26 protein-coding genes, 1 pseudogene and 1 riboswitch are annotated in these 25,084 nt (G+C 66.6%); of the genes and pseudogenes, 11 read left to right on the top strand and 16 right to left on the bottom strand.

The features are described 5' to 3' along the window. On the bottom strand, window positions 1–657 hold the full coding sequence (locus G9V96_RS14125) for a class I SAM-dependent methyltransferase (protein ID WP_168583605.1): 657 nt from the start codon (window positions 655–657) through the stop codon (window positions 1–3). 339 nt (window positions 658–996) lie between these two features. Further along, a complete protein-coding gene (locus tag G9V96_RS14120; protein ID WP_168583604.1) occupies window positions 997–1,752 on the bottom strand; it encodes a GntR family transcriptional regulator in 756 nt (251 codons plus the stop codon). Window positions 1,753–1,883: 131 nt separating this feature from the next. Between G9V96_RS14120 and G9V96_RS14115 the strand changes: the two genes are divergently transcribed. The 4 genes from G9V96_RS14115 to G9V96_RS14100 are packed head-to-tail and all read left to right on the top strand — an operon-like array spanning window position 1,884 to window position 5,980. Beyond that, the gene (locus G9V96_RS14115) at window positions 1,884–2,801 is read left to right on the top strand and encodes a ribokinase (protein WP_168583603.1); all 918 of its coding nucleotides are present in this window, start codon (window positions 1,884–1,886) and stop codon (window positions 2,799–2,801) included. 50 nt (window positions 2,802–2,851) lie between these two features. Beyond that, window positions 2,852–3,553: a deoxyribose-phosphate aldolase gene (gene deoC / locus G9V96_RS14110; protein ID WP_168583602.1), complete on the top strand. Its 702-nt coding sequence runs from the start codon at window positions 2,852–2,854 to the stop codon at window positions 3,551–3,553. Window positions 3,554–3,596: 43 nt separating this feature from the next. Continuing rightward, window positions 3,597–4,565: a nucleoside hydrolase gene (locus G9V96_RS14105; RefSeq protein ID WP_168583601.1), complete on the top strand. Its 969-nt coding sequence runs from the start codon at window positions 3,597–3,599 to the stop codon at window positions 4,563–4,565. Next, window positions 4,565–5,980, top strand: coding sequence for an MFS transporter (locus G9V96_RS14100; RefSeq protein ID WP_168583600.1), 1,416 nt, complete (start codon window positions 4,565–4,567; stop codon window positions 5,978–5,980). The genes G9V96_RS14105 and G9V96_RS14100 overlap by 1 nt, the downstream gene beginning before the upstream one ends. A 350-nt stretch (window positions 5,981–6,330) precedes the next feature. Here G9V96_RS14100 and dprA read toward each other — a convergent pair whose 3' ends face one another. From dprA to G9V96_RS14035, 13 genes and pseudogenes are all read right to left on the bottom strand, one after another. Continuing rightward, window positions 6,331–7,443 carry a DNA-processing protein DprA gene (gene dprA, locus G9V96_RS14095; protein WP_168583599.1) on the bottom strand — a complete coding sequence of 371 codons (1,113 nt, stop codon included), beginning with the start codon at window positions 7,441–7,443 and terminating at the stop codon, window positions 6,331–6,333. After that, window positions 7,440–8,975, bottom strand: coding sequence for a YifB family Mg chelatase-like AAA ATPase (locus tag G9V96_RS14090; protein ID WP_168583598.1), 1,536 nt, complete (start codon window positions 8,973–8,975; stop codon window positions 7,440–7,442). Before G9V96_RS14090 ends, dprA begins: the two co-directional genes overlap by 4 nt. Continuing rightward, window positions 8,972–9,346 carry a YraN family protein gene (locus tag G9V96_RS14085; RefSeq protein WP_168583597.1) on the bottom strand — a complete coding sequence of 125 codons (375 nt, stop codon included), beginning with the start codon at window positions 9,344–9,346 and terminating at the stop codon, window positions 8,972–8,974. The genes G9V96_RS14090 and G9V96_RS14085 overlap by 4 nt, the downstream gene beginning before the upstream one ends. Before the next feature lie 104 nt (window positions 9,347–9,450). Further along, a complete protein-coding gene (locus tag G9V96_RS14080; protein ID WP_168583596.1) occupies window positions 9,451–9,774 on the bottom strand; it encodes a DUF2469 domain-containing protein in 324 nt (107 codons plus the stop codon). Next, window positions 9,771–10,574, bottom strand: a complete 804-nt coding sequence (locus G9V96_RS14075) for a ribonuclease HII (protein ID WP_226913333.1) — start codon at window positions 10,572–10,574, stop codon at window positions 9,771–9,773. The genes G9V96_RS14080 and G9V96_RS14075 overlap by 4 nt, the downstream gene beginning before the upstream one ends. Next, window positions 10,571–11,398 (bottom strand): signal peptidase I, encoded by an 828-nt coding sequence (lepB, locus tag G9V96_RS14070; RefSeq protein ID WP_168583595.1) that lies wholly within the window; start codon window positions 11,396–11,398, stop codon window positions 10,571–10,573. Before lepB ends, G9V96_RS14075 begins: the two co-directional genes overlap by 4 nt. A 131-nt stretch (window positions 11,399–11,529) precedes the next feature. Continuing rightward, complete coding sequence (gene rplS, locus G9V96_RS14065) at window positions 11,530–11,871, bottom strand: 50S ribosomal protein L19 (RefSeq protein WP_168583594.1); 342 nt, start codon at window positions 11,869–11,871, stop codon at window positions 11,530–11,532. Window positions 11,872–12,164: 293 nt separating this feature from the next. After that, window positions 12,165–12,932: a tRNA (guanosine(37)-N1)-methyltransferase TrmD gene (gene trmD, locus G9V96_RS14060; protein WP_168583593.1), complete on the bottom strand. Its 768-nt coding sequence runs from the start codon at window positions 12,930–12,932 to the stop codon at window positions 12,165–12,167. 5 nt (window positions 12,933–12,937) lie between these two features. Then, window positions 12,938–13,438, bottom strand: a complete 501-nt coding sequence (rimM, locus tag G9V96_RS14055; protein WP_168583592.1) for a ribosome maturation factor RimM — start codon at window positions 13,436–13,438, stop codon at window positions 12,938–12,940. A 74-nt stretch (window positions 13,439–13,512) separates the two neighbouring features. Continuing rightward, complete coding sequence (locus G9V96_RS14050) at window positions 13,513–13,755, bottom strand: RNA-binding protein (protein ID WP_168583591.1); 243 nt, start codon at window positions 13,753–13,755, stop codon at window positions 13,513–13,515. A 182-nt stretch (window positions 13,756–13,937) separates the two neighbouring features. Then, window positions 13,938–14,369 (bottom strand): annotated as a pseudogene (gene rpsP, locus G9V96_RS14045) (30S ribosomal protein S16); the annotation flags it as partial. 154 nt (window positions 14,370–14,523) lie between these two features. Continuing rightward, window positions 14,524–15,426: a GNAT family N-acetyltransferase gene (locus G9V96_RS14040; protein WP_226913332.1), complete on the bottom strand. Its 903-nt coding sequence runs from the start codon at window positions 15,424–15,426 to the stop codon at window positions 14,524–14,526. Window positions 15,427–15,457: 31 nt separating this feature from the next. Next, window positions 15,458–16,546: an amidohydrolase family protein gene (locus G9V96_RS14035; RefSeq protein ID WP_210424420.1), complete on the bottom strand. Its 1,089-nt coding sequence runs from the start codon at window positions 16,544–16,546 to the stop codon at window positions 15,458–15,460. Between the two features lie 173 nt (window positions 16,547–16,719). On the opposite strand from G9V96_RS14035, the gene G9V96_RS14030 reads away from it, so the two are divergent. Both G9V96_RS14030 and G9V96_RS14025 read left to right on the top strand, forming a co-directional pair. Then, window positions 16,720–17,268 carry a PAS domain-containing protein gene (locus G9V96_RS14030; protein WP_168583588.1) on the top strand — a complete coding sequence of 183 codons (549 nt, stop codon included), beginning with the start codon at window positions 16,720–16,722 and terminating at the stop codon, window positions 17,266–17,268. Continuing rightward, on the top strand, window positions 17,268–18,170 hold the full coding sequence (locus tag G9V96_RS14025; protein ID WP_168584054.1) for a methyl-accepting chemotaxis protein: 903 nt from the start codon (window positions 17,268–17,270) through the stop codon (window positions 18,168–18,170). Before G9V96_RS14030 ends, G9V96_RS14025 begins: the two co-directional genes overlap by 1 nt. 128 nt (window positions 18,171–18,298) lie before the next feature. On the opposite strand, the gene ffh is transcribed toward G9V96_RS14025, so the two are convergent. Beyond that, entirely contained in the window at window positions 18,299–19,969 is a 1,671-nt protein-coding gene (gene ffh / locus G9V96_RS14020) for a signal recognition particle protein (protein WP_168583587.1), read from the bottom strand. A 204-nt stretch (window positions 19,970–20,173) separates the two neighbouring features. Between ffh and G9V96_RS14015 the strand changes: the two genes are divergently transcribed. The 5 genes from G9V96_RS14015 (at window position 20,174) to G9V96_RS13995 (ending at window position 25,084) form a co-directional block, all read left to right on the top strand. Continuing rightward, window positions 20,174–21,073, top strand: a complete 900-nt coding sequence (locus tag G9V96_RS14015; RefSeq protein ID WP_168583586.1) for a hypothetical protein — start codon at window positions 20,174–20,176, stop codon at window positions 21,071–21,073. Window positions 21,074–21,146: 73 nt separating this feature from the next. Next, window positions 21,147–21,887, top strand: coding sequence for a ZIP family metal transporter (locus G9V96_RS14010; protein WP_168583585.1), 741 nt, complete (start codon window positions 21,147–21,149; stop codon window positions 21,885–21,887). A gap of 180 nt (window positions 21,888–22,067) precedes the next feature. Then, a riboswitch (cobalamin riboswitch) is annotated at window positions 22,068–22,281 on the top strand. Window positions 22,282–22,359: 78 nt separating this feature from the next. Then, window positions 22,360–22,812, top strand: a complete 453-nt coding sequence (locus tag G9V96_RS14005; RefSeq protein ID WP_168583584.1) for a hypothetical protein — start codon at window positions 22,360–22,362, stop codon at window positions 22,810–22,812. A gap of 61 nt (window positions 22,813–22,873) precedes the next feature. Further along, complete coding sequence (locus G9V96_RS14000) at window positions 22,874–23,776, top strand: oxygenase MpaB family protein (RefSeq protein ID WP_319643816.1); 903 nt, start codon at window positions 22,874–22,876, stop codon at window positions 23,774–23,776. A 12-nt stretch (window positions 23,777–23,788) separates the two neighbouring features. After that, window positions 23,789–25,084 carry a D-serine ammonia-lyase gene (locus tag G9V96_RS13995; protein WP_168583583.1) on the top strand — a complete coding sequence of 432 codons (1,296 nt, stop codon included), beginning with the start codon at window positions 23,789–23,791 and terminating at the stop codon, window positions 25,082–25,084.

The raw sequence follows: 25,084 nt of genomic DNA, 5'->3' as shown, positions 1-25,084 counted from the left end.
TCAGAGCTTGCGTAGTTCTGCAATCGTGTAACGGCGATCTACGAGGTCGCCATGTTTACTCACGGCCTGCTCGTTCCTCTTGTGGAAGGCCTCGACCCGCAACCCGCTGCCCTCGGCGAGGGTCTGCACCTCGGAGTCCTCGTAAAGAGTGAAGCCTGCGTCCACAAAGGGCAGCGTCTTCATGAAGTCTTTATCCACATAGGACACGACGACGACACCCCCGGGAGTGAGTACGCGAGAGATCTCGTCCATGACGGCCCGAGCAGGGGTCCAGAAGTAGACGGTGTTGACCGAAAGCACGCGATCAAAGCTGGCATCACCGAAGGGGATGGTCACTCCGTCGAAAACGCGGAACTCAACCTCGTGATCCGCTGACAACGGCTCGGCGATTCTCTTCGCCTCGCGATACATCACGGTCGAGATCTCCAGACCGGCGTAGCTGAGGTTGGTCCCCATCTCCAGCAGCGCCGATAAATGCGTGCAGGCGCCGTGCCCGAGTTCCAGGACGTGACGACCACGCCCCAGATCCAGCAGCACCATCGAAGCCTGGATCATGCCGTCATTGGACTTGCCCATGGATTCGCCGAGCTGCGCCCCGACTTCACCGTCGGGGCACCTCAGCTGTCTAGCAAGTTCTTTCAGCTCTTCGTCATTCATGTTTCCCCCACCATGCAGGATGGCAACGCCGCGTGCGCGCGAAGCGGGATCTGAACATCGGCCCCCGGTCGACCAAGCTCGCCACGGATCCTACCGGCACCGCGCCACGCATTCACCAGCGGAGGGCGCCGTGGGCGCATTCCCTCGAGGCCCGCACGGTCTTCGGCCAATGAGATTGGGCCATCTTCTACGTGGACACGAGTAGCGAATACATGAAGATGTGCGAACACAAGCTGTGAACTGCGGAATTACTCGGCTCGCTGCGACGAGCAGCCCTGCCAGCAGAATGCGTATCCCCGGCTGAAGGTAGGGAAAAAGCCAGCGGGGTTTCGGCGCTGGCTATAGGCGCTGGCGTGTCACACGTGCGTGAACACGCATGCGTTGGGGAGAGATCCACACGGTGGAACACTCAACGGGGACGTCACGATCGTTGTAAGAGACCTGCTCCATGTGTGTCACGGGAGAGCCCGTAGGCAATCCGAGGTGCTGCGCAATATCGCGCGGTGCAGCAGCGGCGGTGATGGCGCGTTCCCCATGATCGACGACTTGGTGAAGCCTGCTCTCGAGGAACCCGAAAAGAGTGTGGCGGGTGAAGTCTGCCGCCTCAAGAAGGTGCTGTGTCTCGGGAGTGGAGGCGGGGACGTAATTGACGAGGTAGGCGATGGGGCCGTCCACGTCGCTTCGCACGCGGATCAGTTCTAATGCCGCGACGTCGTCGTCCCGTCGGAGCCGGCGGGCAACGCGCGTGGGTGCGGTCATGATGCGCTGACTGACGACGGTGGTGCTGAAGGCCACTCCGGAGGTGGTGAGGTCTTCAGCGATGGTCACCAAGTCCGTTGACAACGGAGCATCGAAGCGTGCCGGAGCAACGAAGGTGCCGCGCCCATGCACGCGCACTAAGAGCCCTTGGGAAATGAGCTCACTGAGTGCTTTGCGAAGAGTGCCCCGTGCGATGCCGAGGTCGCGTGCGAGCTCCGGTTCGGCGGGGAGCCGATGGTGGGTGGGTAGTTCACCAGCGGTGATACGGTCCGCGATCAGCGCTGCGACCTGCAGGTACATGGGTTTGGGGAGCTGGGGGTCCAGCGATGGATCCATCGGCATGTCCTGTCGGATGCGCGGGGTGACGTTATCTGCGCCTGAGTAGAGCTACGCCGGAGGACCCTATCGTGTCCAGGCTTGTTCATGGTTGTATAGCGTTGTTCACTTACGGCGAGCTGGAGGCACCAATGGAGTTGCTGGCAGTAGGCGGGTATGGCGTCGGACTGAGTTTCGTCACCGACAGAATGCCGGGCGACGGTGAGACCCTGTCAGGCGCCGCGTTCAGCCAGGAACACGGCGGAAAAGGCTCCAACCAAGCCGTGGCAGCTAGCCGTCTAGGCGCCTCGGTGGGCCTACTCACAGTGATCGGCGACGATCCCATGGGGAATGGCGCGCGTCCGATGTGGAGCGCCGAAGGCGTGCAATACGACGCTGTCTGCACTGTTCACGGCTCCACCATGGTGGGCTGCATCATCACGGACGCCCGCGGCGAAAACAGGATTTTGCTTGCCGACGGCGTGCTGGCCGACTTCGATGCCGCAAGAGTCTCTGACCGGGCAACCGCCTTCGACGACGTCACATGTGTGCTGGTCTCTGGGGAGATGGCCGCATCGGGAGTGCAGGAAGCCCTCCGGCAGGGCCGCCGCGTTGGTGCCCGAGTCATTTTGAACCCAGCGCCATGCCCGCCGATCACGGCCGACGATTGGGCCAACGTGGACGTTGTCACCCCGAATCGCACGGAAGCATGTCAGCTGCTGGGTCGGGATGTGGACGACGCCGACGACGCGGCTGACCTCGCCACCCAGTTGGCCAATCGATTCCAGGTCGATGTCGTCCTGACAGACGGCGCCAGGGGTTCCCTGGTTGCCACACCCGGCACGCCTTGCCAGCCGATTGCGCCGGTTGCGCCCCGCACGGTTGTCGACACCACGGGCGCCGGGGACACGTTTAGCGCTGCTCTCGCCGTCGCCTTGCTACGAGGAAAGTCACTCACGGAAGCGGCGATGTTCGCCGCGGCAGCCGCAAGCTTCACCGTTGAGTCCCCCGGCGTGATCCCCGCCCTGCCGCGCCTGCCCGCCGTCGAGGAACGACTCGCACTCGTCTGACTCACTCACAACAACGCCGCGGATGGTCCGTGACACCACGAGAGGACAGCATGACCCATCACACCGCCCCCCAGGACATCACCACCCCGATGCAGCTCGCTCCCTACATTCAGCACACGAGGATCGCGATCGGCACGACCCGAGAGGAAACGATCCGCCACGCCGAGGAGGCAGTCGAGTTCGGTTTCAACGCAGCGATGGTCTCCGGATCCCAAGTTCCCGAGACTGCTGCAGTCCTGCGCGGTACTGGGATAGAGGTTGCCTCTGCCCTCGACTTCCCGACCACTGGCGTGATGACCAGTGCAGGTAAAGCCGCAGAGGCGGCAGAACTTGTCCGTCAGGGCGCCACCCAGATCGACATAGGAGTCCAGGTCGGCTGGCTGAAGGACGGCCGCTATGAGGACTTCCGCGAGGATATCGCCGGTGTCGTGGCGTGCGGTGTGCCGATCAAGGTGATGCTTGAGTTGCCTCTGCTCACCCACGACGAACGCCGCGCCGCCGTCGAGCTTGCATGCGAAGCCGGCGCCAAGTTCCTTAAGAACGCGTCCTCCGGATCCGTCGAGAAGGCCAGCGTCGAATCAATTCGATTTCTGTGCGAGCTAGCCCCCAAGGGCGTGCTGGTCAAGGGGTCGGGCGGCATCTCTACCTTCGAGCATGCTCTGCAACTCATTCAGGCCGGCGCTGCCCTAGTGGGGTCATCGAACTCCGTCGCCATCGTGCAGGGGCAGCCCAACGACACTCCAAGCTACTGACCGAAACTCCACCCAAACCACCACTCTGCAGGAAGGCCCTGCCATGGCTATTCCCGTCATCCTTGACACCGACACCGCTCAAGACGACTGCGTCGCAATCCTCTTGGCGCTTATGGATCCGGCTTGCGACCTGCGCGCTATCACGATGGTTGCTGGCAACGTCGGTTTCCAACAGCAGGTCCAAAACGCCCAGTTGACCCTCAACGTCACCGGGAGACTTGATGAGGTTCCGATCCACTTAGGGTGCACCCAACCCCTGCTGCGTGAATGGGTATCCGCGGAAAACGTCCACGGGGACGGCTCCGGCGGTCTAAGGACGGACCTCTCTGACGCGAAACTGTCTTCCGAGCATGGCGTCGATGCTCTCATCCGAATCACCGCCGCGGATCCAGGTAACGTCTCTGTGGTAGCAATCGGTCCCCTCACAAACATTGCGTCCGCCATCGCTAAGGACCGCGCGTTCGTACGCAACGTGAAGAGTCTGTACATCATGGGCGGCTCCAACAATGGCCGCGGCAACGTTACGCCCAGTGCAGAATACAACTTCTTTGTGGACCCAGAAGCCGCACAAATCGTATTCACCGCTGGCTTCGAAGACATCCACGTCCTCACGTGGGACCCGGTCACTATCGACGACGCCACCATCACCCGAGACGTCTACAACACCATGACCGAGAAGCAAACCCCCATCGCCAAGTTTTTCAAAGCCATGTGCGACACCACCATGGCCTTCAACGAGTCGGTGGGAATCGACGGCTCCACTCATCCGGACTCAGCAACCCTTGCCTGCCTCCTACACCCTGAAATGGTACTCAGCTCAGGCCGCTATCGCGTCGACGTCGAGACTAGGTCCGAGCTCACCCGAGGCTTCTCAGCAATGGCCTGGGACAAGTTCGAGATTGAACCGAACGCTACGGTAGTGGAGAAGTTTGACCACGATGCCTTCTTCGCCCTACTCGACAGCATCCTTGCTTCTGAAACCACCCCAAGCGTCGCCATCGAGGGCATCTGATGTCGACCGGCGTCATCGTCACCCCGGCGCGCGGTAGGACCCTCAATCCGCCGCTGATCCTCGCCGCGTTGATGGTGGTCATTGCATCCTTCCAGCTGCAGGCCACAATGCTCTCGCCAGCCATCGCCGACATGGCTGCACGCCTTCAGACCAACGCGGGCGTCATCGGGTGGTCTTCGACCGTATTCCTCGCAGTGTCCGCGGGCCTAGCAATCTTCTTCCCGCCATTGGCCGACAAGATCGGGCGACGCAAGGTCTTGCTGCTGTCCGTCGCCTTGATGACTTTGGGAACACTGCTGGTGCTGGTCACCAACAGCGTCCTCATGCTGATGATCGGCCGCGCACTACAAGGATTCTGCGGCGCTACTTTTGCCCTCGCGAACTTGACCTTGCGCAGCATTCTCGATCCTAAGCGCTACGGCTTCTACATTTCGCTCGTCGGAGCGATCAACTCCGGTGTCGCCGGTATCGACACACTCTTGGGCGGCATGATTGTTGACGCTTGGAGCTACAAAGGCATCTTCCTGGTCATTCTCATCCTTGAAGCTGCTGCCCTAGCCATGGTGCTTCTGTTCGTGCCTGAGACGACCATCCCGGCAGCCGCTCGCATGGACTGGGCGGGAGCCATCACCGTCACTGCCTCTCTTTGGTCGCTCAATATGGCTCTCACCTTGGGGTTCGGTACTTACGGCTGGTCGCACCCGTGGACTCTCATCCTGCTCGCCGCAGGCCTTGTGCTCATGGTCGTGTTCCTACGGGTCGAGAAGCATGCACCGGCACCCCTCATCCCCCTGGCCGAGCTCAGGCAACGCGCCACCTTGGGACAGCTGGGCACTACTTTCTTCGCGCTGGCGTCAGCCTTCTCCGTGCTCATCTACCTGGTTCCCACTATCGCGCTGGACCCCGTTCACGGCTTCGGCATGTCCGGTACGCGCTCAGCTCTGATGTACCTCACGCCTTTCTCACTGCTCGGCTGGGCGTTGTCCCCGCTGGTCGGAAAGATTGCCCCCAGAGTTGGCTACCGGCTGGTGCTCCGGGTAGGTCTAACTGGCAGCGCAGCAATGCTCGCCTGCATGTGGGCCTTCGGGATGCGCAGCCCATGGCTGCTGTTCGCCCTGGCACTTGGGATGGGGGCTAGCTGGGCGGCCATGTCCAGCACCTGCCTGAACGCCCTAGGTGTCCTCTACGCCTCACCCCACCGCCCTGGAGTACTCCCCGGGTTGAACTCCGCCGCCTTCAACCTTGGCGCGGGAGTAGGCATCGGCGTCATGGCCTCCATCGTCGCCGGTGCCAGCACCGGTGATGCTGTCGCGGGCTACCGTGCCGCGATGCTCGTGGGTCTGCTGTGTGCATTGCTATCGCTGGGCTGTTCGATGCTGCTGCCCGGTCGTGAGAACGAGGACGAAAAGATCTGACCTCTATTCGTTGTCACCGAGGGACGGTCCGGACCACCATGGCGGTCCGGACCGTCCCCATAGCATCAAGGCCGATATTGACGCGGTTCCACCTCTGTTCCGGACGAGATCCACGAACGCATTCTGAGACATGCAGGGGCCTGCGCACCCGAACCCATCCATGGCAGAGATCTACAACTGCTCATAAAGCGAGATTCGGGGCAGGCCCCAGCCAGCGGAGCCGGCGATGACAAGTCCACGCAGGTCCAGCGGGCTGGCCCACCTGTGAGCCGCCACCCACCGCTGCTCCTCCCCCGGGCGCCCTCTGCCGCGAAGGATTCAACCCGACGACAGGGACCAGCGTTGCGCCCTCAGCTTGCGGTGCGCCAGCCTCGTTCGGTGCGGCGCGCCAGGCCGTTGAGTTCCAGAAAACCGAGGCTGGTCTGCACGCTGCTCACCGCCAGCCCGGCCTTGACCGCCAACTCCGCTGTCTCCAGACCGCCGCGCCGCGGCAACGCCTCGAACACCCGCCGATCCTCGCCCTCCAAGTCATCACCGGGACGCTGCGGGGAACGCCGGGTAGGCGCCAGATCGGCGCCGATCTCACCGATGAGTTCGGTCACCTCGCTGGCATCGGTGACCAGGCAGGCCTTCCCGGAGCGGATGAGCTCGTGGCAGCCGACCGAACTCATCGAGGTGACCGGGCCAGGCACAGCCATCACCACCCGATGCAGACTCGCCGCCGTCCCTGCCGTGTTCCGCGAACCCGACCGCAGCCCGGCCTCCACAACAACCGTGCCCCGCGTCATCGCAGCGATCAGCCGATTGCGTTGCAGGAACCGCGAACGCAGCGCCACCGAACCCGGCGGTGATTCGCTCACGACAGCTCCACGCTCAGCAATATGGCCCAGCAACCGATGGTGGGCCGCCGGGTAGGGCCGATCCACTCCTCCAGCCAACACCGCTACGGTGCATCCACCCGCAGCCAATGCGCCGCGGTGGGCGGCCGCGTCGATACCGAACGCCGCACCGCTGACCACGCTGACGTCCCGGTCACACAATTCCGCCGCCAGGTCGGCGGCCACGCTCTCGCCATAGGCGGTGGCAGCGCGTGCCCCGACCACGGCGACGCTGCGGCGACAGGTTTCGGCCAACCGGGCTGAGCCACGCACCCACAAACACAACGGGGGCGCCGGAAGGTCGTTCACACCCGGCGGCCATTCCGGATCAGCCGGGGTGATGATGCGCGCCCCGCACTCTTGAGTCGCAGCGAGCAGCCCATCTACGTCCAGCCGTTCCAGACGCGGCCGGAACCTGTCCAGCGCACTCTCGGAGCGTTCCCGCAGCGCCGCCAACGCCCGGACCGGACCCACACCGCTGATCAGCCGGTTCGCGACCGCGTCGCCAGGCTCGGCGATGGCACTCCAGGCGACACGCGCCTGCAGGTCCTCCCTCGATTCGGCAGGGGGCAGGTGCTCGCTCATGCCGCCACCCCCGCCTGCGAGCGCAGCATCAGCGCTACGCCCACGTCCTCTCGGCCTGGGCTCAGCCCCCCGCGCAGGTCGCTGATCGTCCACGCCAACCGCAACACCCGGTCATATCCCCGCAGCGTCAAGGCTCCCCGATCCAGGGCACGGTCGATATCCGCAGTGACAGCCCCGCCCAACCGACGCCCCGGCTCACGCAGCACCGGACCCGGAGTATGCCCGTTCAGCGCCCACGCAGTGCCAGCCAGCCGTTCCCGCTGCATGTGCCGCGCTGTAGCCACCCGGGCCGCCACGACAGCACTGTCTTCTCGATCATCCTGGGCAAGCGCAGCGCGCGTCACGGCACGCACCTGCAACTGCACATCCACCCGGTCCAGCAACGGCCCGGCCAACCTGCCCAAATAATCGCGCCGCGCCTTCGGAGAACACGAGCAATCCAAACCCTTGCCGTGGCCCTGCCCGCACGGGCACGGGTTCGCCGCCAACACCAACTGAAACCGCGCCGGGAAGGACACCGCCTCCCGTAACCGCGCCACCGTGATCACCCCCGACTCCAACGGTTGGCGCAACGACTGCAACACATTGGCCTTGAACTCCGGACCTTCATCGAGAAAGAGCACCCCGTGGTGGGCTCGGGAGATCAACCCGGGTCGCACTAGGCCGCTCCCCCCGCCGATCACCGCCGCCATCGAAGCGCCGTGATGTGGCGCCACGAACGGCGGACGACGCACCAGCTCACCGCCGCTGAGCAGTCCCAGCACCGAATGCACGGCCGTCACCTCTAGGGCGTCCTCATCACTGAGATCCGGCAGCAACGACGGAAGACACTCCGCGAGCATGGTCTTACCGGCTCCAGGGGGCCCGACCATGAACAGGTGATGCCCACCTGCGGCCGCGACCTCCAAAGCGAAACGGGCATCACGTTGACCGGCCACCTCACCCAGGTCGCGTTCCCGTCGGCGCAGTGACACCACCTCGCGCGGGATTTCCACCTCCACCGGCTCCGCGCCCTCGTGCCGGGCCCGGTGGTAGTCGACGACCTGGCGCAGGCTGGCCCCCACAATCACCTCGGCGCCAGTGACCAGCGCTGCTTCCCTAGCGTTCTCCACCGGCACCACGACACGAGGAAACCCTGCTCGCACGGCGGCCAGCACCAAGGGCAGGACCCCGCGCACCGGGCGCAGCGTGCCGTCCAAGCCCAACTCACCGATATGAACCACCTCGTCAACCTGCCCCGCCGGGACGAAACCGGCCGCGGTGAGCACCGCGATCGCGGTGGCGATGTCGAAGTGACTGCCGGCTTTGGGCAGCGAAGCCGGCGAGAGGTTCACCGTGATCCGCCGGGTCGGCAAGCTCAGCTCACCGTTGGCTGCCGCAGCTTTGATTCGGTCGGCGGACTGGCGACAAGCTGTGTCCGGCAACCCGCCGATAGCGAACGCGGGCAGGCCCGGCACGATGTCTGCCTCCACATCGACGACGGCTCCCCCGACCCCGCTCAGGGCCACACCGCGGGTACGTCCCAGGCTCATGCCTGCACCCCGCGGAGGTGATCGATGCGGGCCGGGCCGACATCCGGACGCAGGATGCCGATGACATCGATGCGAACGTCGCGAGTTCTCTCGCGTTGCGGGTGCGCCTCTATCCAGCAACCGGCCAGACGACGCAGCCGGGCCGCTTTCGTCGGTGCAACCGCCTCGACGGCCGGCCCCAGCAGTTCCCGTCGCCGCGTCTTGACCTCGCAGACCACCAGCGTGTCGCCCTCGCTGGCCACCACGTCGATCTCACCATGCTCGCAGCGCCAGTTCTGATCCAGCACGACCAGCCCCGACTCGCTCAAATACCGTCGGGCGAGTCGTTCACCGTACTCACCCAGTGCCCTGGTCGGGCTCGTCTTCGCCATGACCACCACCTCCAGCCGCCAGCCTCACCCGGCAGGCAGTGCCCGGACGTGCTGAAAGAGAAGATGTGGACGGCGGGTTCGACGCTTGCTGTGGTTGTGGAGGCTCAGTCTCCGAACTTGCCGTCGTCGGGGACCTCGAGATCGCTCTTGGCGAGTTCCTCGATGTTGACGTCCTTGAAGGTCACAACGCGCACGTTCTTGACGAAGCGCGCCGGGCGGTACACATCCCACACCCAGGCGTCAGACATGCTCACGTCGAAGTACACCTCGCCGCCGTCGGTACGCACCTTCACGTCCACCGCATTGCACAGGTAGAAGCGACGCTCGGTCTCCACGACGTGGGAGAACAGACCCACGACGTCGCGATACTCGCGATAGAGCTGCAGCTCCATCTCGGTCTCGTACTTCTCCAGGTCTTCTGAACTCATCGCACGATCATCCTCACCGACTCATCATCGCCCATCGTTTCAGGCTCTGGCGCACGCCCTACCGGCTCCTGTCCCATCAACTGCCAGGTGCGGCGATGCAGCAGGCACGGCCCGTGTTCACGCAGCGCATCGCGGTGCCCGGCGGCCGCGTAGCCCTTGTTAACCTCCCAGCCGTACATCGGGTGGCTCTGCGCCAGCTCCCGCATGATCCCATCCCGTTCGACCTTGGCCAGGACGCTGGCCGCCGCCACACTCGAGCAGGTCATATCCGCTTTGATGCGAGTCACGACCGGTGGGGTCGCAGGTTGCGGTGGCAACGGCAGGCGCCGGGGTTGACCGGGGACTTCGCCCAGGTCCAACTCGAGCTCGCCCTGCACCACCGGCTTCTCGGTGAGCCAATCGTGTTTGCCGTCCAGCAGCACCAGATCCGGTAGCACCCCGCTGGCCGCTAGCGCGCGACAGCCGGCCAGCCGCAGCGCCGCCAGGATGCCGTAATCGTCGATTTCCTGCGCAGACGCGTGCCCGACTCCATAGGCGTAGGCCCAGCGGCGCAGCGGCCCCACCAAGGCTTCACGCCGAGGCGCGGCCAGCAACTTGGAATCGCGGACCCCGGTGGGCGCCGAGCCGGTGGCCAGTTCGACGACGACCACGCCCACGCTGACCGGACCGGCCAGTGCGCCGCGACCCACCTCGTCCATGCCTGCGACCAGGCCGTTACCGGCCCGCAGGAACTCCCGTTCGATGCGCAGGCTCGGCCGCGACGTCTTCAACGGCCGGGTGGATCCCCTGCGAGCTGTCACGGTGTCGGCGTTACGGGTTCGGTAGGCGCGCTGGTCGGCGTCGAGCTCGGCACGGGAACCTTCGCGAAGGTCTCCTTGGGTTCCCCGAGCCACTGCAGGTTCGTCAACGGCCACACCACCGCGAACGCACGACCGACGACGCGGTCGATGGGCACCGTCCCGGCCTCGGAAAGCCCACCCGGGCCGTTCTCGGGCTGGTAGCGCGAGTCGCGGGAGTCGGAGCGGTGATCCCCCATCACCCACACCTTGCCCGCGGGAACTGTGATGTCGAAGTTGATCTCGCTCGGCTCGTCACCGAAGTTGACGTACGGCTCGGTTATGGCGGTGCCGTTGACGATCAGGCGCCCGTCGGCGCTGCAACACTGAACGCGGTCACCGGGTAGCCCGATGACTCGTTTGATGAGGTGGTTGCCCTTGTCTTCGGGCAACAGCCCGACCCAGGTCAGCGCGTGATTGATAGAGGCGGTGACGCCGGTCTGCTCAGCAGGCTTGACGCCCGGATCGAGCCATCCACCGGGATCTTCGAAGACGACGATGTCGCCGTGGCCCAGCGCGAACGGGCCGGGAGTGAGCTTGCTGACGATCACCCGATCGTCGCGTACCAACGTGGTGTTCATCGAGGCAGACGGAATCCAGAACGACTGCACCAACCACGTCTTGGCGATCAGGGAGAGCACGACCGCCAGGACGACAACGATGACGACTTCTTTGAGGAACAGCAGCAATCCTCGTAGCACCGAGGTTCCACCGCGGTGAACTCCTCCTGCCGATGTGGATCCGCCGGTGTGGCCGTTCTCCCCATGCGGTTCGCGCTGTTCCGTCACGGTCGTCCTGTCGCGTTGATTCTTCGGGTGTGCGGTCCCCCCGAACCGGACCGCCAACGACGGTCATGACCCCTGTCCCGACAAGCACCGTACCCCCCGCGTTCATCACGGGGAGTACGGCACTCGGATGATCAGCGCTTTTCGCGGATCTTGGCAGCCTTACCGCGCAGGTCGCGCAGGTAGTAGAGCTTCGCGCGGCGGACGGCGCCGCGGCTGACGAGCTCAACCTTCTCCACGACCGGGGTGTGCAGCGGGAAGGTGCGCTCCACGCCGATACCGAAGCTGATCTTGCGCACCGTGTAGGTCTCCCCGATGCCGCCACCGTGGCGACGGATCACAACGCCCTGGAAGACCTGGACACGCGAACGGGTACCTTCAACGACCTTGACGTGCACCTTGACGGTGTCACCGGCCCGGAAATCCGGGATGTCGGTGCGCATGCTTGCCTGGTCGACCATGTCGAGCTTCTTCATGATTCGTCGCTTTCTCACCGCTGCCACAGGTCAGCCGATGGATCTAAGGCGCCGCAGGGACGCTGATGTTTGACGGTGCGCGCCGTGACGACCCGGTGAACCGGGTGTGCTCACCCCCCTGTGGCAGGGGCACCGAACGCACGACGGACGCAAGGATTCAGTCTGCCACAGTCCGAGCGCCGCCCGGAAATCCCCGATCGGCCACCCGCCACTGCTGCGTGCGGCGCTCAAGGCCTCGAGGTGGCGCCGTGGCTGTACCCCGTTGGCGCCGGTGACGCGCGACGCGGGCCGGCTCAGCCCTGTTCGTCCAGCACGGCTCGATCGGCGGGGCCGAGGGCCAGCGGATGATCCGCTGGCAGTTCGCGCAGAGCGGCGATCATGTCGGGGCGGCGAGCTTGGGTCCGTCGCAGGCGCTCGTCGCGGCGCCAACGCTCGATGCGGCCGTGGTGCCCGGACAGCAGTACCTCGGGAACCTCGTGGCCGCGCCAGGTGGGCGGTTTGGTGTAGACGGGGTACTCCAGCAGTCCGTCTTCGTGGGATTCCTCCACCAACGACGCCGCGTTGCCAATCACTCCGGGCAGCAACCGAGCGACCGCCTCCACGATGGCCAGCACCGCGACCTCACCCCCGTTGAGCACGTAATCCCCCAGCGAAACCACCCGCACCCGGCCAGGCAGGCGTTCCTGCGCTTCGAGGTAGACCCGCTCATCGATGCCCTCGTAGCGCCCGCAGGCAAAGACCAGCCACGGTTCGCCGGCCAGTTCGCGGGCCATGTGCTGGTTGAAGACCTCGCCCCCGGGCCCGGGGATGAGCAGCAGCGGTTGCACCGGCGGCTGCGCGAGCACGGTGTCCAGGGCCTCCCCCCACGGCTCGGGGCGCATCACCATCCCGGCGCCGCCACCATAGGGAGTGTCGTCCACGGTGCGGTGCCGGTCGTGGGTGAATTCGCGCAAGTCGTGTACCTGCACGTCCAGGAGCCCCTCCCGGCGGGCCTTGCCGATCAAAGACAGATCCAGCGGCGCCAAATAGTCGGGAAAGATCGTCAGGACATCGAGTCGCATCTGGCTCAGCCCAGGTCGAGCAAGCCGTCGGGCGCGTCGAGCACGATGCGGCCCGCCTCGATGTCGACCTGGGGCACGATCGCTTCGACGAAGGGCACCAGCGGTCGGCGCCCGTCGGGAAGCAGCAGTTCCAGCAGGTCTTGCACCGGCCTGGTGTGCAGCGCCGCAACCTGCCCGACTGGATGCCCGTCGGGATCGACTACCGCCAAACCAACCAGTTCGTCCTCATACCAGGCGCCCTCGTCATCCTCGGGCTCTTCGTCGACGAGCAGTTCGGTGCCGCGTAGGTCTTCAGCGGCCGTGCGATCAGGGGTCTGCTCGAAGCTCAACAGCCAGGTGCCGTTGTGTTCGCGCGCAGAACGCAAGGTCAGCAGGCCCCGGTCAGGGTCGGTGCTGAACTGCGCACCGACGACGAACCGCTCCTGGGGGGCATCCGTGTGCGTGCGCACGGTCACCTCGCCGCGCAAGCCGTGGGGTTTACCGATGCGTGCGACGACCGCTTCCATGACGTTCCTTTCAGTTGGGAACCGCGAAGGGGTGTCCCCGACAGTGCGAGGACACCCCTTCATCAAGCGGTTGTTCAGCCGACGCGGTCCACGTCGACGATGTCGATGCGCACCTGCCGCCCACCAGCGAGCGCACCCATGACGGTACGCAGTGCGCTGGCGGTGCGACCGGAACGGCCGATGACTCGACCGAGGTCGTCGGGGTGGACCCTAACCTCAAGAACCTCGCCCCGACGCAGCTCACGGCTGCGCACAACGACGTCCTCGGTGTTGTCGACGATTCCGCGAACGAGGTGCTCGAGGGCCTCCTCAAGCATCGTCAGGCCTTCTCGGCCTGCTCAGCCGTGCTCTTCCCGTCCTCCGCAGCCTCTGCAGGCTCAGCAGCGGGGGTCTCCGGCTCGGCGGCCGGTTCCGGGGCGCTCTCGGCAGCCTTGGGGGCTTCTTCGGCTGCTGCGGCCTCAGGAGCTTCCTTGGCCTCAGCGGCCTCGGGAGCTTCCTTGGCTTCTGCAGCCTCCGGGGCTTCCTTGGCCTCTGCCTTGGCGGATTTCTTCTTCGGCGCCGGGTTCTTCGCGTGCTCGTCGTCGGCCTTGCCGGCGGCGGCCATGGCGGCCTCGTAGAGCTCGCGCTTGTTGGGCTTCTCCGGCTGAGGCTTCAGCGTGCCCTCGGTGCCGGGCAGGCCCTTGTGCTTCTGCCAGTCACCCGTGATCTTCAGCAGCGCCTGCACCTGTTCGGTCGGCTGCGCGCCGACACCCAGCCAGTACAGGGCCCGCTCGGAGTTGATCTCGATGAGCGACGGCTCACGGGTGGGGTGGTAGAGCCCGATTTCCTCGATCGCACGGCCATCGCGCTTGGTGCGCGAGTCCATGACGACAACACGGTAGAAGGGGCTACGGATTTTGCCCATGCGCTTCAGGCGAATCTTGACGGCCACGTGGGTGGTCTCTCCTGTTTCTGATATCGGGTGAGCACGACGACTCCGCGTGGGGCGACGGGGTACGACGAGTTCGATGGACACGCTCTGCTGCGGTGAGAGGGCCGTAGCAGGCGAGTACAACCGCTCATTGTGCCAGATCGCAGCACCGGACTCATCCCCGGCGTTCAAATCGCGGCGCGGCGGCCGCGGCGACTGCTTCCAGAGCCACCGCGCAGGCCCATTTCTCGACCGGACCCGGCAGCCGGCGCCCGGTGAGCACCACCGAGTCAACGGCGCTGCGACCGGCAGCCGCCAGCAGCGCGGCGGCCGCTCCGGTTGGGACCTGGAGCACCAGCGGCGCCCGGGACGCCGCAATGACCTGCGAGACCGCATCCCCCAGCGCCTGCACCATCTCCAGCTTCAAAACGGTCGCGTCGAGCTCGCGCGCCAGGTGTTGGCAGGCCCGATCCGGTTCCTGACCTGAGATGGACGTCTCGATCACGACGACCGGTGGGCGCGCAGGCTGGGTCGAATAGGCGCTCGTGGGCCACTCGGTGCTGGTCACGCCGTAGACGACGTGATCCCGCCAGTCGTGGGCACCTGTCGCGTCGGCCAACCATAGGTACTCCGGGAAGGCGCCGCGTCGACGCAAACCCAGCGAGCGCAGCAGCCCCGCCGAGCGGGTGTTGCCCGGCTGGACCGCAGCCTCGACGCGATGCAACCCCATCCCGTACGGCTGTGCCTTCAACGCCAGATCAATGACCAGGCGCAGACCCTCAGCGAATAGGCCCTGCCCGGCGTAGGGGTCGTAGGCGTCGTAGCCCATCGTTGCGCTATGGGCCCGCCCCCGAATGACATTGGTGACGTTGACCTTGCCGACGACATCGTGCCCGGCAGTGGTGTCGGGTTCCAGGGCACGCACCAAGAAGGAGCGGTGTGTGTCGGACTGTATTCGCAGGTGGTAAGCGAGGTCGTCGATGTTTACCGGGTTCCACTTTCGGATGCGCTCTTGAGACATCCGTACTGCCTCCCGGTAGGCCGGGACGTCTTCGCCGGTGATGGTGTGCACGCGCACCCGGGATCCTTGGGCGCTCAGCGCGGCCGGCTTAGTTGACAACCAGGCCCCGCAAAACAATGTGCCGCGGGTCGGCCAACACGCCGACGTCCTCGCGGGGGTCATGCGCGTACACGACGAAGTCGGCCTCCTCGCCTTCGCTGATACCCGGGTAACGCAGCCAAGCGCGGGCGTCCCAGGTCGCGGCGCCCAGGGCGGCCCTCGGCGACATTCCCGCGGTGACCAGTTCGGCCACCTCTTTGGCGACCAGGCCGTGCGGCAGGCTGCCCCCGGCGTCGGTGCCGACGAAGATCGGCACGCCCGCTTCGTGAGCGGCGCCGATGGTGTCGTAGCGGCGCGCGTGCAGATCCCGCATATGCGCGGCGTAGCCGGGGTATTTGCGCTCCCCCGCTGCGGCGATGTCGGGGAAGGTAGCGATGTTGACCAAGGTCGGCACGATGGCGATGCGCTTAGCGGCAAAGGTATCGATCGTCTCCGGGACCAGACCGGTTGCGTGTTCGATGCAGTCGACCCCGGCCGCGGCGAAGTCCACCAGGCTCTGCTCGGCGAAGCAGTGCGCCGTGACGCGGGCACCCTCTTCGTGGGCGGCCTGCACAGCTCGGCCCAACACCTCCGCGGGCCAGCACACCCCCAGGTCACCGCTTTCGCGGTCGATCCAGTCGCCGACGAGTTTGACCCACCCGTCACCGCGACGGGCTTCCTGCCGGACATAGGTGACCAGGTCCTCGGGCTCGATCTCGTGGGCGAAGTTGGGAATGTAGCGCCGGGTGCGGGCGATGTGTCGACCGGCGCGGATCAGCTTCGGCAGGTCTTCGCGCTCCTGAATGAAGCGGTTGTCGGCCGGCGAGCCCGCATCGCGGATCAGCAGGGTTCCAGCCTGGCGGTCGGTGAGCGCCTGCTGCACGGCGGTCTCATCGTCGGTGGCCCCGTGGGCATCCAAGCCGATGTGGCAGTGCGCGTCGACCAGGCCCGGCAGCACCCAACCGGAGACCGTCTCGACCTCGGCCTGTGAGACCGGGGCTGTGAAACTGATGCGCCCATCGATCACCCACAGTTCGTCGCGGATCTCATCGGGACCGACGAGGATCTGCCCTACCACATGCAGCACAGGCCTGTTCATGGCCTCGACCCTATCCGCGATCGAGTGCGGATGCGCCTCACATTCGGACCTAGTGCGCCGATGCACTCACCAGGACGTCTCGCGCCGACGTCGAGGTTGAGAGCGCTGCCTCACACACCGCGCTGCCGTCTGTGCGCCCCAAGGGGCTACCGGCTGACCGATCAAGGAGTGCGATGAGGACCGAGGCGATCCGACCGACGGGGGTCAGCCGGACCTTCGGTGTCGAAGAGATCATCGTGAGCAAGACCGACACCGCAGGGCGCATCACCTACGCCAACGATGTCTTCCTGCGGGTGGCGGGCTACACCTGGGAAGAACTCATCGGGGCACCGCACAACATCATCCGCCACCCCGACATGCCCGGCGGGGTGTTCAAGCTGCTCTGGGACACCCTGAACGCCGGTCAGGAAATCTTCGCCTACGTCAACAACTTGGCCCGCGACGGCGCGAACTATTGGGTACTGGCCCATGTGACCCCTACCTTCGACGGTAGCGGCCGAATCGTGGGCCATCACTCCAGTCGCCGCCGACCCGCACAGGCTGCGGTGGCCGCCATCGAACCGGTCTACGCGACGCTGCGCGCTGAAGAACGGCGCCATTCGGGTTCGGTCGCGGCTGCTAATGCCTCCGCGGCGATGCTGGCGAGCATCCTCGCCGAACGCGAACAAAGCTACGAGCAGTTCATCTGGTCGCTGATCAACCCCGCTGGGGTGATGGCGTGATGTTCTGGTGGCGCCGCGCACCCGAACCTGCCCGCAGCCTCGAGGAGGCCCAAAGGCAGCCCCCCGCGCAGGAAACGCTGAGCATGTTGGCCCAGGTGCTGCACCGCTGCGCCCAGGGTGATCTGGACGTGCGAGCCAGCCCTGCCCCCGGCGTGGCCGGTGAGGTGGCCCGTGACCTGAACCGGACCTTGGACCTGATGGATGCCTTCGTGCGCGAGACACAGGCCTGTCTGCTGGCTGCGGCCCAGGGGCGCTACTGCCGCGAGTTCCTCCTGCAGGCAATGCCGGGCTCCTTCCGGGTCGGCGCGCAGCACGTGAACTCAGCTCGTTCCGCGATGCTCTCGGCCTCACAGCGGATGGCCGAGGACGTGCAGGAACGCTCTGAGGTGGCTGCCGTCGTCGCTGACGTTGCCAGTGAGGTCGCAAGCGCTGCCGATCAACTGGGGGAAGTGGCTGAGACTCTGGCTAGTTCGGCACGCTCCGCGGTGGGCGAGGCCGAAAGCGCCCTGGGGACGACGAAGACGCTCGCTGCGGCCTCCGATCAGATCGAAGATGCCGTCCGGTTCATCGCCACCATCGCCGATCAGACCCGCCTGCTGGCGTTGAACGCCACCATCGAAGCCGCCCGCGCGGGCGAGGCGGGCAAGGGTTTCGCGGTAGTCGCCGGGGAGGTGAAGAGCTTGGCTGATGAGTCCGCCCGCTCCTCCCAAGGCATCAGCGAGCAGGTGGCCGCCGTGCAACAGGCGACCGCCGCCGCGGCCGAAGCGATCAACACCATCTCGGCCGCTATCGCCGGCATCGACGAACGTATCGCCCACGTCACCCAGGCGGTCAGTGGCGATGCAGGCCTAGGCGTGCTCGCGCAGCGGTTGCGTCACGAAACGCAGCGCTGCACCACCTGAACCCGCGCAGCTACCGAGATGCGGTGGCACATGGTGCCGGCGTTGACATGCCCACGTCTGTCAGTTGAGGGCGGTCCAGGCAGTCGCTCGCCACCGACCCCACACCGGGTCGGGGGCGAGCGCCCCGCCTACTTGAGGAACTTGCCGAAGTCCTTGGGCAACGCGCTGGGGTCGAACTCGCCCAGGGCTTTCTGGAGTTCTTTGGGGTCGGCCTTGGCGCCCAACGCTCCGCCGGGGGCTGCCGGGGAGCTGTCATCGCCTTCGGCTGATCCGCCGAAGGCGCCGGCGATAGCGGCCTCACGAGCGGCTTGCTGCTTGGCGGCCAGCGCCCGGTCCTGTTCGGCGCGCTTGGCGGGGTTGCCGCTCTTGCCCTTCTTCTTCGGCGGCGGCTTCTTCTTGCCGCCGCCACCCGCGCCTGGCATCCCCGGCATCCCGGGCATCCCCGGCATGCCCCCCTTGCGGAGCTGACGCATCATCTTCTGCGCTTCGCCGAAGCGTTCCAGCAGCGCGTTGACCTCGCTGACGTGCACACCCGAACCGCGCGCGATACGCGCCCGGCGGGAGCCGTTGATCGCCTTGGGGTGGGTCCGTTCGAACGGGGTCATGGAGCGCACCATGGCCTCGACCCGGTCGAACTCGCGCTCGTCCAGAGAGGCGAGCTGATCGCGCATCTGGTTCATCCCGGGCATCATCCCCAGGAGCTGCTTGAGGGAGCCCATCTTGCGAACGGCGCCCATCTGGGTGAGGAAGTCTTCGAACGTGAAGTCCTCATCGGCCATGAACTTGCGCGCCATCTCGTCGGTCTGACGCTGGTCGAACGCACGTTGGGCCTGCTCGATGAGGGTGAGCACGTCACCCATGTCGAGGATGCGCGAGGCCATCCGGTCGGGGTGGAAGACCTCGAAATCTTTGGTCTGCTCGCCGGTGGAGGCGAACATGATCGGCTTGCCGGTGACGTGGGCCACCGAGAGCGCCGCGCCGCCGCGGGCGTCACCGTCGAGCTTGGACAGCACCACGCCGGTGAAGTCGACGCCGTCAGCGAAGGCCTGTGCGGTATCCACGGCCGCTTGTCCGATCATCGCGTCGATGACGAACAGGACCTCGTCGGGTGAGATCGCGTCACGGATGTCGCGCGCCTGCTGCATGAGCTCGACGTCGATCGCCAACCGACCGGCGGTGTCGACGATGAGCACGTCGTGGTGGTCGCGGGTGGCCTGTTCCAGACCCGCGCGCGCCACGGCGACCGGGTCGCCGTAACCCCGGGTACCGGAGCCGAACTCGACGGCGGCGTCATAGCCGGCCACGTTTCCGCGTTCGGGGGCGAACACCGGAACCCCGGCGCGCTCCCCCACGACCTGCAACTGGGTGACCGCGTTGGGTCGCTGCAGGTCAGCCGCCACGAGCAGCGGCGTGTGGCCCTGGGACTTGAGCCAATAGCCCAGCTTGCCCGCAAGCGTCGTCTTACCCGAACCCTGCAGACCGGCGAGCATGATGACCGTCGGGGGGTTCTTGGCGAACCGGATGGTGCGGGTCTCACCACCGAGGATGCCGACGAGTTCGTCGTTGACGATTTTGACGACCTGCTGGCCGGGGTTGAGCGCCTCGTGAACCTCCGCCCCCAGCGCACGCTCGCGCACCGCGCTGGTGAACGCGCGCACGACCGGCAACGCGACGTCGGCATCGAGCAAAGCGACACGGATGTCGCGGATCGTCTGGTTGACATCCTTCTCCGTGAGCCGGCCTTTGCCCCGCAGGTGCTTGAAGGTCAGCGTCAGGCGATCCGAGAGGTTGTTAAACACCGCCCCAGGCTAACGGACTGCCGGGGCGGCACCAGCCCGCGCACACCTGCGCCGGCCCGTCCCGGATGTGTTCTGCAACTCCCCCCCAGGCGGGCAACTCAGCCCAATGGCTTACATCGGGGCGGACAATGGGCTCTCGGACGCGCGCTGTCCAACCCCTGTTGGCAGGATGGGCACATACCAACGCCCCGACCAAGGAGCACCATGAGCGAGCCCACCATCACCGAGGAAGAGCGCCAGGTCGTCCGAATCCTGGCCTTCGCCGCCCGCGAGTTCGACCGGGTGCACGACATCCTCGTCCGCGACGATGAGCCGGGCGAGCACGAGGTCGCCACCGAGAACGCCGAAATCATCAGCCAGGACGTGAGCGGCCGCAGCGACAGCGACGAAAGCAGCCACGCCGCCCACCCCGATGAGGACGCCGGCCAGGAGAAGCAGTCCTCGTCCCCGGGAATGGCCAGGCGCCTACTCGGAGTCGCCACCGGCGTCGTCAGCGGCGTTGCCCACACGGCCGGCCGACTCGTGACCGGCACGGTCCACCCGCGTCACCCCGGCTGGGACGAGGCTGATGTCGAGGAACGCATCGACTGGTGGGTCGACCGCTTCGGGACGGCCGCGGCTGCCCTGGCAGCGGTGCCCGGACTCGGCGGAAAGATCGGGCGCTTGACCTCCATTGGTGATGTCGTGGGAGCCTCTGCGCAAATTCTCACCGTCAACGCGGTCGCCCGCGAGATGGGGATCACCGACATCAGCTCCCGGGTGGCTGCCGCCGGTCGGATCGTGCTCGGGCACGAACTCAACGCGGCCGCCGTCACCCAGGAGTTGAACGCACCCGAGGCACAACCGGAGCAAGACATCCCCGGTGATGCACCCGAAGAACGCAAGGGCCCCATCGCCCGGGTCGGTCGCAGCGCCGCCTTGGTGTGGCGAGTAGCCGGTCGGATCCGCAACCTACGCTCCGACCTCGACGAGCGCCCCCAAGGTGGGTTCCTGGCCCGCGCGCTCAGCAACCTGCCGGCAGTCGGTGCCCTGGGCGCTTTCGTCTCCGAACGCAAGGGGATCCACATCGCCGCCAAACAGGCACGAGCTGCCTTCACCGGCTGAATCGGGCCGCCCCGCACCGGGCGCAGGCTGACCCTGTCCAGCCTGCGCCCGCAGTGAATGCGAATATGCCCGCATGACATCAGCGGCGTTGTGGGGCTCGGTGGCGGCCTCTTCGCTCCTGCTGGGAGCGATCCTGGGCATTCTTCGGCAATGGCCCGCGAAGCTGATCGGGACCGTGCTCGCCTTCGGTGGCGGCGCCCTCATCGCCAGCGTGTCCTTCGAACTGGCCGAGGAAGGTCTGGCGACCAGCGGCCCGGTGCCGCTTGCTACCGGGTTAGCCGCGGGCGCCCTGACCTACTACGCCGCGAACCGCGCCGTAGAACACCTGGGTCAGCGCCAAGCCGACCCGAAGGCACCCCACCTCCAAGGGCGCCGGCGCCAACAGGGCGGCACCTCCTTGGCGGTCGGGGCCTTCCTGGATGGCATCCCCGAACAAGCCGTGCTGGGGATCGGCCTGGCCGCCGGGCAGGGAGTCAGCGCGGCCCTGCTGGTCGCGATCTTCGTCTCCAACCTGCCCGAAGCCATCGGCTCGGCCAGTGACATGCGCGAATCGGGCGCCTCTCGCGCCTCGGTGCTGCGGATCTGGCTCGGGGTCACGTTCATCTGCGCGCTCGCCACCATCGGCGGGTACGCCCTGGCCGATGTCGTCAGCACATCCGTGCAAGGCGCCGTCAACGGCTTCGCTGCCGGGGCGCTCCTGGTCATGCTGGTGGATTCCCTGGTGCCGGAAGCACGCGAGAAGGGCGGCGAATCGGCTGGTTTGGTCACCGCTCTCGGCTTCGCCCTCGCGGCCGGTTTAGCACTGTTGTCCTGATCAAGCTCAGCGACGTTGTTCCCCGCGCTCCGACCGGGGACGGGCCACTTCCCCCCCTGGCGCCAGAGCTGATCGAGGCCGCCTCCGTAGGCCAGCCCGTTCGCCCTGACGGTGTCCGCGCTTCACGCACGAAAAAAACTGGGCCCGAAGATGCCGAGCATGTGTCGCCGGGCGCAAAGGGCTAGCGTGGGAGTTGCTGGTTCTCCCGGTTCGCCCCGGGAGTCGCAAGAGGGAACCCGGTGTGAATCCGGGACTGCCCCGCAGCGGTATGTGGGAACGAACGCCGTCATCGAGCACTGGGAACGACCACCTGGGAAGCGACGGCCAGTAGGAACCGTGGAGTCCTCCACGCCCGCCCACGAGTCCGAAGACCTGCCAGTGGCCGGCGCCGCCGGTCTGCCCGTGTTCACCGCCTCGAGGGAGGGCGGGGCGCGCTCGCCTCGTCCTGCCCGTATCGACCGGGAGGTCACCCATGTCCCAGCCCATCCCTTGCGCCCACCCCGGCGTGCGGATCACCGTCTACGCCGGCCAGCGTGCGCTACCGCTAGCCCCGGACCTCGCCGCGGTTCGCGACGCCTCCTCGCAGGCAACCGGCGAATCGCACGAGGCGCCCTGGCTGTCAACCTGCCTGGCCGATGAGGGTGCTCTGGTAGTGACGTTGTCTTTGGAGTCGCAACTGTGCGGTTACGCCGCCGGGACCCTGCGCGAGGGGACGCTGCGCATCGCCGAGATCACCCTGGCCGATGCAGCCCTGGCCGCCCGCGCCGACCTTCTCGCGATCCTCGTGGACGCCCTCCTGGAGGCCGCCGACACCCCGTGGCTGCGCGTGGTGGCACCGGATAACGAAGAGGCCCTCGCCCACCTGCTCGCAACGGGCTGGTTGCCGTGGCCCCGCGGTTCAGAGGTGATCCTCACCGCCGCCTGAGGTCGGCGGCCCGAATGCGGCTCGGCGGGCACGGCTGACCCAGCGCACCCATACTGGCACTGTGGATATCCTGCTCGCCGAAGCCCGCACTCGTCTCGCCCACGCGCTCCGCTCGCGGGTGGCTGGTGATGACGCTGATTCCCGCGCCGAGATGATCTGGGGCGCACCGGGCCCCCGCTGGTTCACTCCCGAGGACATCATCTGGCGGGTGCACGCCGATGCAAGCATGTTCGTCGGTGGGATCCGTGCGTTGCTGCTGCAGTCGCTGCACCCGCTGGCGATGGCCGGGGTGGCCGGACACTCCGGTTACAAAGGCGACCCGTGGGGTCGGTTGCAGCGGACTAGTACCTACATCGCCACCACGACGTTCGGCACGATCTCGCACGCCACCGAGACCATCGATCATGTGCGTTCCATCCATGAGCGGGTCCGAGGCAAAGCCGACGACGGGCGCCCCTACCGCGCTAGCGACCCGCACCTGCTGCGGTGGGTGCACATCGCCGAAGCGGAGAGCTTCTTGAGCGCCTATGAGGCCTACGGGGAGCGTTCGCACGGGCGCGTCAGCGAGCAGGACCGAGATGACTACGTCGCCCAGGCTGCAGTTTCGGCCGAGCTGCTGGGGGTGATCGACCCCCCGCGCAGCTACGCGCAGTTGCAACGCGACCTGGAGGCTTATCGTCCCGAGCTGCACTCCACCCCGGCTGCCCGGGAAGCGGCCCGATTCCTGCTCCTGCAACCACCGCTGCCGCCCTCTTCCCTGCCCGGTTACGCCATGCTTGTCGGGGGTGCCCTGTCGATCATGCCGCCGTGGGCGCGCCGCGAACTCGGCCTTCCGGTCCTGCCCGGCGCCGACGCTCTGCTCGGCGCTCCGGCCGGGCGCACGGCTGCGAGTCTGGTGCGCTGGGCGATGGGCGACCCCAGCGTGGCGACCGAGCGGGTGTCGCGCTCGCACCAGCCCGAATAACCGGAGGATGACGTGAGCGACATCGAGACGCTACCCGGCGCGTTTCTGCGCGGCGAACCACACCTGTGGCGTAACCCGAACCGCACCGGGGCCGGTGGGCAAGCCAGCGCCGAGTGCGACATCACCCTTGAGGACATTCGCGCGGCCGATGCGCGGCTGCGCAGGTTCGCGCCCTACCTTGCCCGCACCTTCGCCGGCCCCTGGCATCGCGGGCCTGACGGGCAAGTGCAGGAGGGGGTCATCGACTCTGCGTTGCAGCCGCTGCCACGCCTGCAACGCGCCCTCGACCTAGCGAACCCGCTCTGGCTCAAACGCGATGACGCCCTGCCGATCTCCGGCTCGATCAAGGCCCGCGGCGGTATCTACGAGGTGTTGGCCACGGCGGAACGGATTCTTTCCGAGGCTGGTCTGTTACCCGAGGATGCCCAGGCCTACGATCCGAGCCTGTTCAAAACCGCGCAAGTGCGCCGTGTCCTGGGCCGCTGGAGTATCGCGGTCGGTTCGACCGGCAATCTCGGGCTCTCGATCGGGACGATGGCGCGAGCAATGGGCTTTCGGGCGGTGGTGCACATGTCAGCCGATGCCCGGGAGTGGAAGAAGCGGCGACTGCGCAGCCTGGGCGCGCAGGTGCTGGAGTACGAAGGTGACTATGCGCTCGCGGTGCAGACCGGACGGGAACGGGCCCAATCGGACCTGCAGACCCATTTCGTCGACGATGAGAACTCCCGCGATCTGTTCCTGGGCTACGCGGTTGCCGGATTGCGGTTGGGCGCCCAACTCGACGCGGCCGGGATCGGCCCCGACGCGGACCACCCCCTACACGTGTACCTGCCGTGTGGGGTCGGAGGCGGACCGGGCGGGGTCATCCACGGCATCCGGCTCGCGTTGGGCGAACGCGCCGAGCATGTGCACTGCTGGTACGCCGAACCGACGGCAGCGTGCGCGATGCTCCTGGCGCTGGCCACTGATCGGGGCGCTCGAATCAGCGTGCAGGATGTCGGGTTGGACGGGCGCACCGTCGCGGACGGCCTGGCTGTAGGGCGGGCCTCCCAGCTTGCCTGGGCGGCGACGAAACGGGCCGTGGCCGGGGCCTATACCGTCACCGACACGGCCCTGATGGAGTTGCTAGCCCTGCTGAATCGCACCGAAGGGATCGCGATGGAACCGTCGGCCTTGGCGGGGCTGGCCGGGCCGGGAGCCCTGGTGGCCGCCGGGATCGAACTACCGGCCGGAGCGAACCACCTGGCGTGGGGAACCGGAGGTTCGATGGTGCCCCCGGAAGAGATGGCCGCCTACCTGGCCGCGTGA

This window comes from Gephyromycinifex aptenodytis, from assembly GCF_012277275.1.
In the GTDB taxonomy this organism is placed as follows: domain Bacteria; phylum Actinomycetota; class Actinomycetes; order Actinomycetales; family Dermatophilaceae; genus Gephyromycinifex; species Gephyromycinifex aptenodytis.
Note: the sequence above shows the minus strand (reverse complement) of the source record. Positions and strands in the feature narration are given on the sequence as shown.